At 28.1% G+C, this 14263-nt stretch carries 12 protein-coding genes and 1 other annotated feature; of the genes, 3 read left to right on the top strand and 9 right to left on the bottom strand.

The features are described 5' to 3' along the window. Positions 1-143: 143 nt before the first annotated feature. The 6 genes from Q1J60_RS00005 to Q1J60_RS00030 form a co-directional block, all read right to left on the bottom strand. A complete protein-coding gene (locus tag Q1J60_RS00005) occupies positions 144-1637 on the bottom strand; it encodes a hypothetical protein (RefSeq protein ID WP_300256827.1) in 1494 nt (497 codons plus the stop codon). A gap of 99 nt (positions 1638-1736) precedes the next feature. Then, the gene (gene rsmA / locus Q1J60_RS00010) at positions 1737-2594 is read right to left on the bottom strand and encodes a 16S rRNA (adenine(1518)-N(6)/adenine(1519)-N(6))-dimethyltransferase RsmA (RefSeq protein WP_300256830.1); all 858 of its coding nucleotides are present in this window, start codon (positions 2592-2594) and stop codon (positions 1737-1739) included. Positions 2595-2605: 11 nt separating this feature from the next. Then, positions 2606-3154 (bottom strand): ribonuclease M5, encoded by a 549-nt coding sequence (rnmV, locus tag Q1J60_RS00015; RefSeq protein ID WP_300256832.1) that lies wholly within the window; start codon positions 3152-3154, stop codon positions 2606-2608. Between the two features lie 134 nt (positions 3155-3288). Then, the gene (locus Q1J60_RS00020) at positions 3289-4311 is read right to left on the bottom strand and encodes a resuscitation-promoting factor (protein WP_300256834.1); all 1023 of its coding nucleotides are present in this window, start codon (positions 4309-4311) and stop codon (positions 3289-3291) included. A 243-nt stretch (positions 4312-4554) separates the two neighbouring features. Beyond that, a complete protein-coding gene (locus Q1J60_RS00025) occupies positions 4555-5325 on the bottom strand; it encodes a TatD family hydrolase (protein ID WP_300256836.1) in 771 nt (256 codons plus the stop codon). An 18-nt stretch (positions 5326-5343) separates the two neighbouring features. Further along, the gene (locus tag Q1J60_RS00030) at positions 5344-6843 is read right to left on the bottom strand and encodes a DUF445 family protein (RefSeq protein ID WP_300256838.1); all 1500 of its coding nucleotides are present in this window, start codon (positions 6841-6843) and stop codon (positions 5344-5346) included. 101 nt (positions 6844-6944) lie between these two features. Here Q1J60_RS00030 and Q1J60_RS00035 point away from each other — a divergent pair, with 101 nt between their 5' ends. Next, a complete protein-coding gene (locus Q1J60_RS00035; RefSeq protein WP_300256840.1) occupies positions 6945-7625 on the top strand; it encodes a Crp/Fnr family transcriptional regulator in 681 nt (226 codons plus the stop codon). 262 nt (positions 7626-7887) lie between these two features. Here Q1J60_RS00035 and Q1J60_RS00040 read toward each other — a convergent pair whose 3' ends face one another. Continuing rightward, complete coding sequence (locus tag Q1J60_RS00040) at positions 7888-9465, bottom strand: methionine--tRNA ligase (RefSeq protein WP_300256842.1); 1578 nt, start codon at positions 9463-9465, stop codon at positions 7888-7890. 68 nt (positions 9466-9533) lie between these two features. After that, positions 9534-11471: a methionine--tRNA ligase gene (gene metG / locus Q1J60_RS00045; protein WP_300256844.1), complete on the bottom strand. Its 1938-nt coding sequence runs from the start codon at positions 11469-11471 to the stop codon at positions 9534-9536. Between the two features lie 74 nt (positions 11472-11545). Further along, positions 11546-11799 (bottom strand) — a binding site (T-box leader). Positions 11800-11957: 158 nt separating this feature from the next. On the opposite strand from metG, the gene Q1J60_RS00050 reads away from it, so the two are divergent. Together Q1J60_RS00050 and Q1J60_RS00055 are read left to right on the top strand one after the other, a co-directional pair. Further along, positions 11958-12551: an FUSC family protein gene (locus Q1J60_RS00050; protein WP_300256846.1), complete on the top strand. Its 594-nt coding sequence runs from the start codon at positions 11958-11960 to the stop codon at positions 12549-12551. 21 nt (positions 12552-12572) lie between these two features. After that, entirely contained in the window at positions 12573-13082 is a 510-nt protein-coding gene (locus Q1J60_RS00055; protein ID WP_300256848.1) for an FUSC family protein, read from the top strand. A 93-nt stretch (positions 13083-13175) separates the two neighbouring features. Here Q1J60_RS00055 and Q1J60_RS00060 read toward each other — a convergent pair. After that, the coding region (locus Q1J60_RS00060) for an InlB B-repeat-containing protein (protein WP_300256851.1) at positions 13176-14263 on the bottom strand (1088 nt) is incomplete at its 5' end.

Here is a 14263-nt window from a genome sequence, read left to right on the forward strand (position 1 = left end):
GTACAATACCGAGAGATTTCAATCGAAACTAAAAAACCGCACTCCAGTTGAATACCGAAGTGCGGCTTAGAAAAATGTAGCTTTTTTTAGCTGTGTCTACTTTATTGGGTCCACATCATTTTGATACAGACCCTTTCTATTTATTATTTTATAGGAATAACTACAGATGAGTTTTCAAAATCATAGAACATTATCCAATAACCATTTTCACTATTGCCATATCTGTCCCATGTAACAAAACCAGTTCTGCCACCATATGGTTGATCTTTTCTTTCCTTAGTTCCTGGAATAGCATATAGAATATATTTTATATAACCATCATTATCACACTTTATACCAAAGAAAAAATGTCCAGCTTTGCTTATATAAGGATAGTAATTAATCATAGGATAATATAACATTGTGTATTTATTATAATTGGACATATTACACATATCATCAAAGTTTCTAATATCAACTTTATACCATGCACATCTTTTTATATCATTTGCAAAATTAGAAACCTTCTTACATCCTTCTAAGGCACCCATTAATACTTCACCTATAGGACAATCAAAATCAACCTCATAAGTTTTTTCTTCTTTTTTCTTACAATCTCTAAGTTTCATTTGCTCTATTTCATTTTCGTACTCTGCAAATCCTCTACCTAGTTCATAACGTTCTCCATCATAAGGATCATATTCTCTTTCTAAATCTATTTTACTTGTAAATCTATCACAATCTTGTAATTTTGATCTATAGTCCAAATCATCCTCATTATTATATTTTTCCTTATAACAATCTTTATAACTTTCTATTTTCTTTTCTTCATATTTATCTTTGTCATTATATTCTTTATGCTCTTCCTTCTTATCTTTACAATCATCTTCTTTATCTTCTTTATCCTCTTTCTTATATTTATCTTCTTTATCCCACTTATCTTCTTTATTATCTTCCCAGTTCTCTTCATGCTGCTCTTTTTTCTCTTTATATTCTTCTTTTATATACTCTTTGCAATCATCTTCATCCTTACAATATTCTTTTTCTTTATTCTCTTCTTTTAAATATTCTTTATGCTTATCTTTTTCATCTTTATCTTTCTTGTCCTTATAATAATCTTTTTCATCATTATATTTATACTTATCCTCTTTCATATTAATAGGACATTCTTTTTTCAATTCATCTTGTTTATTATTTTTATCATAATGAGACTTTTCTTTACCTGCTATCATTTTAATCTCATAATTTTTCCAATTATCCTTTGGCATTTGATTATTTAAAAATCCACACATAAAGAATACTGTTCTACCATTAATATTTTTTCCTATAGCAGCTCCTACTATATTCTCATAAGATACATTTAAATCTCCTATGTTGATAGAATCATATTCTAAACTCATTTCTGCCTTGCCTTGTTGATTTATGTTCATTGGACCAAGATTTATATTCTTCTTAAAATCTTTTTTGTTACAAATAAGCATCATATAACAATCTTTGTAATCTTTCTTTAAATTTTGAGCGTAAAAAGAAACTTTACATTTATCATTCTTAGTTTCTATCTTGGCATATCCAGTTAAAGGCTTATCTGAAGCTATAGAATGCCCCTTTTCATCTTCTTGTAATATTATAAAAGTTCTATATGATTTATTATGTGCCAATTCTCTGGTCCCTCCAATATAATTTTATTCTCTACAGTATATGAGAGAATAAAAAAAAAGAGAATAAAAATTTTAAAATTCTTATTCTCTCTAAATATTCTAGTTATTCATATACTTATCTATGGCGTCTGAAAGAGCTCCAAACTCTTCTAAACTTAAAGTTTCTCCTCTTCTCTTAGGATCTATTCCTGCCTCTTGGTAAGCTTTTTCCATTAATTCCTTTGGAAGTTTTACATTTTTAGTTGCATTCCATAAAGTTTTTCTTCTCATGTTAAATGCATGTCTAACAATTTCAAAGAATAATTTTTCATTTTTAACCTTAACACTTGGTTCTTCTAATCTTTCTAATCTTATTACTATAGAATCAACCTTTGGTCTTGGTATAAAGCATGAAGGTGGTACCTTTCTAACTATTTTAGTGTTGCAGTAATATTGAACTAAAATTGATAAAGCACCGTAATCTTTACAATTAGGTTCTGCATTCATTCTTTCTGCTACTTCCTTTTGTATCATTATAGTTAAGGATTTAAAGTTATATCCACCCTTCAATAAATTTACTATTATAGGGGTAGTTACATAGTAAGGTAAGTTTGCAACTAACTTAACACTCTTTTCATCTCCTATAATTTCATTAAAATCAACTTTTAATGCATCATTATGTATTAATTGAAACTTTGGATTATCTCCAAGCTCTGCTGTTAATATTGGGATAAGTGAATTATCTAATTCAATAGCAACAACTCTCTTTGCCTTTTTAAGTAATTGTGCAGTAAGTGTTCCAACTCCAGGTCCAATTTCTATTACTAAATCATCTTCGCAAACATCTGCTCCTTCAACTATATCTCTTGGAACAGAATCATCAATTAAAAAGTTTTGTCCTAAGCTTTTTGAAAATCTAAAATTATACTTCTGAACAAGTTCTTTTGTCTTTATATCTTTTATTTCATTTATATCCATACATTACTCTCCTATATCATATTTTCTATCTTTTCTATAGCTTTAACAAATTCTTCTTTTGTTATGCCATAGTTATTTAATCTTGAAAGAACTTGGTTTGCATTTCCATAACCGATTCTTAATTCTTTACCAAGTAACTCTCTTCTCAATTTAGCCTTTGGGTCTGCTGATAGTCCAAAGTATATTAAATCTTGTATTGTAAATTCTTCTCTTTTTTCTTCTAAAGTTATTTTTGCACTTTCTAAAGCCCTAATTATAGCTTCTGGTGATGCATTCTCTACACCTATGTTTCCATCCTTAGCTCTAGTTCCCTCTGCTCTACCTATGTAAGCATGTTTAACACCTTTAACTCTCTTTGAGATTATTGATCTTATTTTTTCTCCAGCAAAATCTGGATCAGTAAATACAATAACTCCTTTTCTTTTCTGAGCTTCTTTTATTCTTTCTATAACCTTTGCATTTATTCCGAATCCACCAACAGCTATGATTTCAGCATCTATAGCTTTCTTAACTGCTGTTATATCATCTCTACCTTCAACTACTATAACTTCTTTAATCAAGGTTAAAACTCCCTTTCTAATTATATGTACTATATTTAATTTACCTATATCTCATTTAACTGTCAATAAAATGCTTTAATACAAAATAAATAGAGGGTCTAAAAGAATACTCTTTTAGAATCCCTCTCTTAAAATTACCATTCACCAGGATAAGCTATTATATAAAGATTAACATTTCTTCTTCCCCACTGTTTACATTCAGGTGATGAATTTAAGAATAAATCTATTATATTATTTTTTATAGCTCCACCAGTGTCTTCTGCTACTGCATATCCATAACCTTCTACATAAACCTTAGTTCCTAAAGGTATTACTCTAGGGTCAACAGCTATTGTACTTAATCCATTTGGATTTCTCTTAGGCACAGTTCCTGTAGCTGTTATTCCATCTCCAGAATAAGCAGTAGCTTCTACTACCATTGCTTTTTTATAATTTATATTATCGTTTCCTCTTGAAAGAACTAATTTCTCCATAGTTCCTTTAACCACTACTTCATCTACTGGTTCTTTAACAACTTTAGATTCCACTACTTCTCTGGATATTTCTTTTCCATCTTCCATAACTAACTTCATAGTTATTTTCTTTTCTCCAGAAGAACCCTCTTGAGTAGTCTTTTTAACTCCACTCTCTAAGCTATTATCTTCCTTTACTACAGTTTCAAAGTCTATTGGCTCTTTTTCAACTATGGTCTTCTCTTCAACTCTTGTAATCTTTATTTTCAAATTCTTTGATAGTTCTGTTTCTAATGAAGGCTCTACTTTGTCTAAATCATTTAGATTAATTCCTTCTTCAACCAGCATATTCTTCACTGAATCTTCCGCAGAATCTATCTCTATATTTTTTCCATCAACCATAACTTCCACTGGAACTGCTTTCTTAATGCTTATTAAAGCATTATCAGCAATATCACTTGTTAAACTTGGTTCTATTTTATCCTTGTTAGATAAGTAAATTCCTTGTTGACTCAAAACTGCTTGTACATTTCCTTTAAATGTAGAAACCTCTAAATTTTTACCATCTAAGTTTATGGTTATATTCTTATGTGCTGTAACTAAAATTGCTATAAAACTTGCTAAAACTAAACTAAATACTCCTAATACAATTTTTCCATTTTTCGAGGCAACTTTCTCTTTCAATGCCTTAATTATTTTTTTCATATAATCTTCCCCCTTTTAGGCAAGAGTCATTTCGACATTATATATTAACTTTTCAAGTATGTCAAATCTGATGACTCCTAAAATTTATACTTTTAGTTGTAAATTATAATAAATAATTGACCTCTGCTTATACAGGGATTTAATTAATAACAGTTGATTTATATTAAAAAAGTACACTATATTATATTAGTGTACTTTCCATGTTATTACATTTATTTTTTCTTCAGTTTAGTTATAGTTATATTAAATTTTGAATAATCTATTTTTATTGTTTAATAAGATTTCATTCATCTCTTCTCCTGAAATTTCTCTTATTTCACTCATTTTATCTATGATATATTCAATGTAATCTGACTTGTTTCTTTTGCCTCTAAAAGGAACTGGCGCCATAAAAGGACAATCTGTCTCAACTAAAATTCTTTCAGCAGGTATTTCTCTACAAACATCTACTAATTTTTTAGCATTTTTAAATGTTAAAACTCCTGTAAATCCAATGTAATATCCTAACTTAATGCATTCTTTTGCAAATTCAACTGAACCTGAAAAACAATGTACTACTCCAATTACATTTGGAAACTCTTTCATAATTTCTAAAGTGTCTTTATGAGCATCTCTATCATGTATAATAACTGGTAAATTTAATTCATCAGCTAATTTCATTTGTGCTCTAAAAACTTCTTTTTGAACTTCTCTCGGAGGATTTTCTTCCCAATAATAATCTAGTCCTATTTCTCCAATAGCTTTAACCTTTTCCTCTTTAACAAACTCTTTTATTTCTTTCACAACATCATCATTAAATTCATCTGCATTTTCTGGATGTATACCAACCGCTGCATAAAATATATCAAACTCTTTTGCAAGTTGAACTGATTTTCTTAATCCATAAAGATCAGATCCACAGTTTAAAACTCCAATAACTCCATTTTCTTTTAATTCTTTTATTACATTTTCTCTATCTTGATCAAAACTATCTGAATCATAATGTGCATGTGTATCAAATATTTTATATTTCATAATTTTCTCCTTTGAATTTTACATATAAATTGTAGATAAAAGTGGGGATAGAATTCCTAAAACTCCTCCTAATAAAGCTCCTAACCAAGTTATTGCCTTAAGTTCTTTATTAGCTATTCCAAGTATGATTTCTTCTGCATAATCAACTTCAAAAGCATTTATCTGCTCCTCTACTATTGAAGAAATATCCACAATTTCTAGTACTTTAGCTGATTTATTTTCCACAAAGTCATTATATAAATTATCTAAAATACTTATAATACTATTTTCTAGATTTTGTTTATTATAACATATATCACTTAAAGAATTCTGTAAAAATTTATCAAATATATTTTCAATTATTCTACTTATTTCAAAAGGTAATTTAGGATTATTAACAAACTGTGAAATCACTAAATCTATATTGTCAATTAGAATATTTTCATAGTCTTCAAATATTACTTTTATAATTTCTTCATAATTTCTAAAAGAAGAAACTTTACAATTTAGTTTGCTTATTATAGCATCTATATTTTCTTCTGTATTTAATTTTCTTGAAATCTTATCTCCTAAAGTTTCTGATATTATCTCTAGTTTTTCTTCTCCAACAGTATTTATTACATCACTTACTTTTTTCTTCATACTTTCATGTACAAAAGCTAAAGCAGCATCACATATATACTCTTTATTCTCTTCTTCATTTAAAGATTTATCAACTAATGAAACTAACTTTCCGTATATTATATCTCCACTTAAAAACATTGATACTATAGATGGTATATTATCATTTATTGCACTTTTTATCTTATGTGAAACCTCTTCATCTCTAAGTAGATTTTTTATGATATTTACAAGAGTATCCTTTTGAGATTTTACATACTCCTCTATATAAGGTTTAATATTTTCTGGAATAATTTCTTCAATAGTTAAATCTTCTTTTTCTAAACTTTTTACCTCTTTAAGTAAAGCCTTTCCTATTATCTCACTTGTTTTTTCTTCCTCTAAAATGTTTATTATTACTTCTCTGAACTTATTACTATTTATAAAATGAATTACCTTTTCAGGCTCTTTATTTAATTGTTCTTTAATAGAATCTACTATATAAAATTTAACCTTATTTTTAAATTCATCTTCCTGAATTGACTCTAAAATAGTTTTGGTTATATTGTTTATCATATTTCCTTTTAGAGAATAGTAATTTTCCCCTAAAATATTTTTTAATGAATCCTCTAAAGTTGAATTACTATTAATGACTTGATTAATTTTTTCTTTAGCAATCTCATTAAATTTTGATTTTATTTTATCATCCTTTAAAGCCTTACTTAAGCTATCTGAATTTAGTAAATGAGTGCCTACAGTTTCTCCAACCTTATTAGCTATTCTACTTTTTTCTTTAGGTATTAATCCTGGTGTAAAAGGGAGCTTCATACCCCAAATATACTTTGCTTCTCTTGGTCTAAATAACATTTTTATAGCAAGCCAGTTTGTTATATAACCTATTACTGCTCCAATTAAGGCCCCTATAATATAAATTTTCATCTATTTTCACTCCTATCAATTTAAAATTCACTTAAATAGTGTAAAATATTATATATTTATATTAATATAATACTACTTATTTTTTAAGGGTGGTGAATAAAATGAATTTAAAAAAAATATCCAATATAAAAGAATGTAGATTATTTTCTCACTTTAGTAATGATAATATTCAAGATTTATTAAGTTCTGGTTTTGCTTCAGTAAAATCATATTCAAAGGAAGATTTATTGTTTTCTGAAGGAGAGTATTGTAATTTTTTAAGCGTTGTTATAGAAGGGAAAATAGAAATTCAAAAATTAGATTCTAACGGAAACATATTAGTAGTTGCAACCTTAAATAGAGGAAATGTTTTTGGGGAAAATCTTCTTTTTGGAGATAGAAACTTCTATCCCATGTCTGTTGTAGCTAAAGAAAATTCTGAAGTTCTACATATAAAAAAGGAGTATATCTATAAACTATGTTCTTTAAATGAACCTTTTTTAAGAGAGCTACTTAGAATTCTTTCAAATAAAGCTCTTAATTTAAGTTCTAAACTTAAACAAGTTACAATGAAATCTATTAGAGAAATGGTTTGCAATTATTTATTAAAAAAATATAACAAAGAAAAATCCACAACTATAAAGCTAGAGTTTTCAAGAAAGGATTGGGCTGACAAACTTGGTGTTCAACGCCCATCATTATCTAGAGAACTTATGAAAATGAGAGATGCAGGTCTTATAGAGTTTTCAAAAAATATAATAGAAATAAAAGATTTGGATGGGTTAAAAGCTAATTTATTTTAAATAAAATGTTAATATTTTTGTACATTTTTTGACACATAAATGCCACATAAGAGGCTTAATATAATAATTGTAACGTAGCTAAAACACTAATTTAATTTTACCCCTTAAATGGCCCTTGAATAGTTTGTCCCCCTTACGCAAATATCAAGGGCTATTAAGTTTAATTAATTAAAAAAATTTCTATATAATAATTCCTAACCTTAAACCTTAAGATATACAATAAACCTTGTTTCTAAATTAATAGAAGCAAGGCTTATTTTATTTATAGCTTTTTATTTCTTAATCTATTTAACTCTTCTATCGCAACTCGCTTATCTATTTTATCAAATAAAAATTCAACCTTATTAACTCTTATATTATTTTTCTCTTCAAAGTTCCATTTTGTGTCCTTTATATCTAAGAACATTTTTATTTTCTCACAAGTAAAAGGAATTATAGGATTCATTAAATCAGTTAAAGATACTAATATTTGAGCACAAATATAAAGTACCTCTTCACATTTTTTCTTGTTATTATTTATTAAAACCCATGGTTTATTTTTATCAAAAAAATCATTTCCCTGTTTTATAAGACCAAATACTTCTTTCAATCCTGACTTAAACTCTCCATTTTCAAATTTATTACCAACAGAGGCATAAGTTCTTCTTATTAAGTTTTTCCACTTAAGAGGAAGTTCTTCTCCATTTATTCCACCATTAAAATTTTTCTTTATAAAGATTAAAACTCTATTTATAAAGTTACTAAACTCTCCTACCAATTCATTATTATTTGCATTTATAAAATCTCTCCAAGTAAAGTCAGAATTTTTATCCTCAGCACCTCTACTTATTAAATAATATCTAATAGAATCTATATTATACCTTTCAATAATATAGGGAATCCATATAGCCCAATTTCTATTAGTAGAAAAAGTTTTTCCTTGTAAAGTTAAATATTGAGAGGATACTATTCTGATTTGACTTTTCTCTAATCCAATTCCAGATAACATAGCTGGGAATATAGTTGTGTGAAATGGTATATTTTCCTTACCATGAACTAGGTATATCCTACTTTCTTCATTATTCCAATATTCTTCTAAAGATTGTCCTTTTCCTTCTATGACTTTCTTAGATGCAGTAATATAAGCTAACAAAGCATCAATCCAAACATAAACTCTTTTATCTTCAAATCCATTTACTGGAACTTCTATTCCCCAATCAATTTCTCTTGTTATAATTTTATCTCTTAGCCCACCTTCTAAATATCTCCTAGTTATTTTAATAGCATTTTCTCTCCAACTCTCTTCTTCATCTAATATACTTTGAATATAATTTTGAAAATAAGATAATTTAAAGAAAAGATTATTAGAATTTCTAACTTCAACTTTACTTCTACATTTATTACAAAGTCCATCTTTAACCCTAAATTTATCTAAGGTATCACAGCACTTTGGACAATAGAATTCTTCTGTTTCTTTTTCATATATAAATCCCTCATCATAAAGGCTTTTTATTATGTTTTTCACCTGTTGTTCATGATACTTACTATCTGTTCTTGTAAATATATCAAAAGAAAATTCTAATTTATTAAAGCATCTAACAAACTCTCTATGGTACTTATTTATAAGTTCTTCAGGAGACTTATTAATCTCCTTTGCTTTATTTAAAATTGGAGATCCATGACAGTCAGATCCTGAAACAAAGACAACTTCATCACCTCTAGCCCTATGATATCTTGCTAATATATCTCCTGCCATCCAAGATGAAACTCTTCCTATATGAAGAGATCCATTGGCATAGGGCCAAGCATTTCCTATAATTATTTTCATTTTATTAGCCCCCTTAAAATGATTCTTATCCATAATATTGTGGCATAAAAAAACTCTTATATTCCACAATCTAGTATGAATATAAGAGTTTTTTAATTTTACTATCTTACTTGGCTTCCAGTTAACATTTCTCCTGGGTTAACTAATAAAAGCTCTGAATCATCTGAAGGTGCTGCTGCAAGTATCATACCTTGAGATAATTCTCCTCTTAATTTAACTGGCTTTAAGTTAGCAACTAATACTACATACTTTCCAACTAACTCTTCTGGTTTATAGTATTGTGCTATTCCTGAAATAACCTGTCTTTCCTCTCCACCTAAATCAACCTTAAGTTTTAATAACTTTTTAGCTTTTTTAACTGGTTCACATTCTAATACTTTAACAACTCTTAAATCTATCTTGTCAAAGTCATCTATAGTTATTTCTTCTTTTATTGGATTTTTAACTAACTCTTCGTTAGCTGGTTTAACTGGAGCTGGTTTTAAAGCTTCAAGTTCTGCTAATTTTTCCTCAACATCTATTCTTGGGAATATAACATCACCCTTAACCACTTTATCTCCTGCAACTGTTCCATTAAACTCTTTTAAACTTTCCCAAGTTGTAACTTTAGTGTTTAATTGAGCATTAATTTTTACACTTGTTTCTGGTAAAAATGGTGAAATCATTACTGAAACAAATCTTAAAGTTTCTAATAAGTTATATAAAACTGTTCCTAGTCTTTCTTTCTTTTCTTCATCCTTAGCAAGTATCCAAGGAGTTGTTTCATCTATATATTTATTAGCTCTGCTTATTAAAGTCCATATACTTTCTAAAGCTTCTGGAATCTTTAATGCATCTATACTAGCTTCAACTTTTCCTGGAGTAGCTAAAGCTAAGTTTATTAATTCATCATCAATAGCTTCCTTGCATATTGGTGCTTGAATAACTCCATCAAAATATTTGTAAACCATAGCTATTGTTCTTGATAATAAGTTACCTAAGTCATTAGCTAAATCTGTATTTACTTTCTTTATAAATATTTCATTGTTGAATAATCCGTCTGAACCAAATGGTATTTCTCTTAATAAGTAGTATCTTACAGCGTCAGCTCCAAACATATTAACTAAAACTACTGGGTCAACAACATTACCTTTTGATTTTGACATTTTTCCTCCATCAACAAGTAACCATCCATGACCAAATACTTGCTTAGGTAATTCTAATCCTAAAGCCATTAACATTATTGGCCAATAAATTGTGTGGAATCTTAAAATATCTTTTCCTATTAAGTGAACATCTGCAGGCCAGAACTTATTGTATAACTCTTGATTTTCTTGGCCATATCCTAAAGCAGTTATGTAGTTTGATAATGCATCTATCCAAACATAGATAACATGCTTTTCATCAAAGCTTACAGGTATTCCCCAAGTAAAGCTTGTTCTTGAAACACAAAGATCTTGTAATCCTGGTCTTAAAAAATTATTTAACATTTCATTCTTTCTTGATTCTGGTTGAATGAAATCTGGATGTTCTTCTATATACTTAATTAATCTATCAGCATATTTACTCATTTTGAAGAAATAAGCTTCTTCCTTAGCTTTTTCAACTGGTCTTCCACAATCAGGACAGTTTCCATTTACTAATTGAGTTTCTGTCCAGAATGATTCACATGGAGTACAATAAAGCCCTTCATAAGAATCTTTATATATATCTCCTTGATCATATAGCTTTTTGAAAATTTCTTGGACAGCTTTCACATGATAATCATCAGTTGTTCTTATAAACTTGTCATAGCTTATATCCATCATTTTCCAAAGTTCTTTAATTCCTGCAACTATTTCGTCAACATGTTCCTTTGGAGTAATTCCTTTTTCATTAGCTATTCTTTCTATTTTTTGACCATGCTCATCTGTTCCTGTTAAAAACATTACTTCATGACCTGTAAGTCTTTTAAATCTTGCTATAGCATCAGCTGCCACAGTTGTATAAGTATTACCTATGTGTAGATTTGTTGATGGGTAATAAATAGGCGTTGTAATATAATATGGTTTTTTACACATTATTTCTTCCTCCTTGTATTATTAATTATTATTTCCAATATTTCAAAAATATAAAAAGCCTCTATGGAAAATCCCATAGAGGCGTTGATTACGCGATACCACTCTATTTCATATTTATGTCACCATAAATATCTCACCAAGTAACTTCTAAGTTTAGCTTATTTTATTACTCTGCAATATAACGGTTGCCACCGTACTTTTCTAAAATAAAAATTCTCAAAAAGTCTGCTCCAAGTCCATCTTCATAAAGTCTTATGTAACTGGCTTTCACCTACCCAGCTCTCTTTTATACATTCTTCTTTACTACTCTTCTTTTCATTGCATTTTCTTACTTAATTTTAATTATATGATTAGCTTTATATTAATGTCAATCGTTTTTATTTTTGAATTCTTTAAAATTCTTCTTCTATCATAATTTGTATTGATATAAAAATATTATATACTATCTATGATAACATATAAATTTGTCAGGGAGGTATTATTTAAATGAAAGGTTTAGCCCTACCTAAAATAGGTGCAAGAAACTTAAAAACAGCTTTAGCTGTAACTTTATGCATAGGCTTTTTTGAGCTAATACATAGACAATATCCTTTTTACGCTTGTATAGCCGCTGTAATCTGTATGAAAGATACTGTTGAAAACTCATATAAAATGGGAAAAAGCAGAATGATTGGTACAGTAACTGGTGGACTTGTTGGTTTAGCTTTAACTTTTATTGCTTTAAATTTTCACCTAACAAGATTCTCAGAAATAATAACAGGTATTGGAATAGTTATAACCATTTATTTGCTTAATGTATTTAACAGAAAAGGGTCTGTTTCTATAGCATGTATAGTATTAATAGCAATTATGACAAACTTACATGGTAAAGCCCCATATGTTTATGCATTTGATAGAATTATAGATACTTTTATAGGTATAATAATTGCTCTATTAATAAATAACTATATATATAAATATGAAAATAAGGTGAAAAAAGATTTAGAAAATATAGAAGAAAAAATCTCTAGACTTGAAAAAGAAGTTAAAAATGATATAAAAAATCTAGAAGAAAATAAAAAAAATAATGTAAAAAGCTAATATGATTTAGGAGGGAAATATTTGTTTAAGTTTAACCTACAAAATATAGGTGCTAGAAACCTTAAAACTTCTCTTTCAGTATTTATATGCATTATAGTATTTGAACTATTAGGAAGTTCTAGTGCCTTTTTTGCTTGTATTGCAGCAATGATGTGCATGCAAGATACAGTTGAAAATTCATATAAAATGGGGAAAAACAGAATGCTTGGTACCTTTTTAGGTTCTATTGTTGGTTTATTACTAACAGCTGTATTTAATATATTAAATATTCACAACTTTATTATTTATGCTCTTTTAACAGCAATAGGAACAACTCTAGCCATTTATTTATGTATTTTGTTTAATTGTAAAGGAGCAATAAATAGTGCATGTATAGTTGTTTTTGCCATAATGACAAACTTAAAAGGTATTGGCTCATACGACTATGCTTTTCATAGAATCATAGATACATTTATTGGAGTAATAATAGCTATTATAGTTAATAGACTTGTTTGTCCTTATCAAAAGAAAACTGAAGAGAAAACAAATTAATATATTTAAATAAAAAAGAGAAGGAAATCCTTCTCTAAGTCTATATTCCCAAAAGACTTTTTATTGTTACCAAAAGTCTTTTGGGTCTTTTTATTATTTCTTATCTTTTCGTTTTTTTCTGTTTACTCCTAATAATAAACTTCCAGACCCGATAAACATAGATGCTAAAAGGCCTAAATTATTTGCATCTCCTGTCTGTGGCAATCTATCTGATTTATAAGCATCTAAATTACTATTTCCATTTAGATTACTATTTCCATTTGTATTTATATTTTGATTTGTAATTTTATCATCATTTTCATTTGGCTTATCAGTAGATTTATCATCTTGACTTATATTTTTTTCTTTTACTACAACTTTAATTGTTTTTAAAGCAGATGCTCCTTTACTATCTGTTACCTTATATGTAACGCTATAAATTCCTGCTTTACTCATATCTACATTATTTGCAGTTATATTCTTTTCGGTTAAGTTTATTTTTCCATCTTCTTTATCAAAGGCAGTTACTCCTGCTAACGGATCAAACTTATCTCCTACTTCTAATACTTTATCTTTAGCATTAATTGTTGGTACATTATTTAACTCTTCCATCTTCAATGCCCATACTGAATATAAAGTAATACTTCCATTTTCTACACTTGTCATATTTTTTACAGATGCTTCATCCTTATATTGAACTTGTCCATCTGGTTTTGTCGCCCATCCTTTAAAAACATAACCATTACGAGTATATGAATTTTTATCTAGATTTTCTGCATGGTCATATGTCATTGTTTGGTTTGACATGCTACCAGTTCCACCATTACTATCAAACTTAATTTCATATGAATTCGCTTTCCATTTTGCATATAAATTTACAGTTCCACCGTTTTCATTAGTAAGATTATTAACCATTTCTCCATCTTTATACACAACATTACCTGTTTCTGAAGTTGCCCAACCTTCGAAAGTATATCCTTCTTTCTTAAATTGATTTTTCTTTAATGATTGACCCACACCATTTAAAAAATCCTGATTATTCATCTTACCAACTCCTTCGTTAGCATGAAATTCAACAGAATATGAATGTGTCTGTCCTTCTTTATAAAATTGAAATGGAATTTCAAATTGTTTATTTGTAACGGTATCTGTAATTATAGCAGTATAAGTTCCTACAGGAATATTTTCATCATCTATATAAA

This window comes from Clostridium sp., from assembly GCF_029258205.1.
Lineage (GTDB): Bacteria > Bacillota > Clostridia > Clostridiales > Clostridiaceae > Sarcina.

What these genes read in the sequence shown, in the direction of transcription:
- Q1J60_RS00040 (WP_300256842.1), bottom strand. Translation starts at nt 9,465, where the DNA reads ATGGATAAGAATCATTTTAAGGGGGCTAATAAAATGAAAATAATTATA.
- rsmA (WP_300256830.1), bottom strand. Translation starts at nt 2,594, where the DNA reads ATGGATATAAATGAAATAAAAGATATAAAGACAAAAGAACTTGTTCAG.
- Q1J60_RS00025 (WP_300256836.1), bottom strand. Translation starts at nt 5,325, where the DNA reads ATGAAATATAAAATATTTGATACACATGCACATTATGATTCAGATAGT.
- Q1J60_RS00035 (WP_300256840.1), top strand. Translation starts at nt 6,945, where the DNA reads ATGAATTTAAAAAAAATATCCAATATAAAAGAATGTAGATTATTTTCT.
- Q1J60_RS00020 (WP_300256834.1), bottom strand. Translation starts at nt 4,311, where the DNA reads ATGAAAAAAATAATTAAGGCATTGAAAGAGAAAGTTGCCTCGAAAAAT.
- metG (WP_300256844.1), bottom strand. Translation starts at nt 11,471, where the DNA reads ATGTGTAAAAAACCATATTATATTACAACGCCTATTTATTACCCATCA.
- Q1J60_RS00030 (WP_300256838.1), bottom strand. Translation starts at nt 6,843, where the DNA reads ATGAAAATTTATATTATAGGGGCCTTAATTGGAGCAGTAATAGGTTAT.
- Q1J60_RS00050 (WP_300256846.1), top strand. Translation starts at nt 11,958, where the DNA reads ATGAAAGGTTTAGCCCTACCTAAAATAGGTGCAAGAAACTTAAAAACA.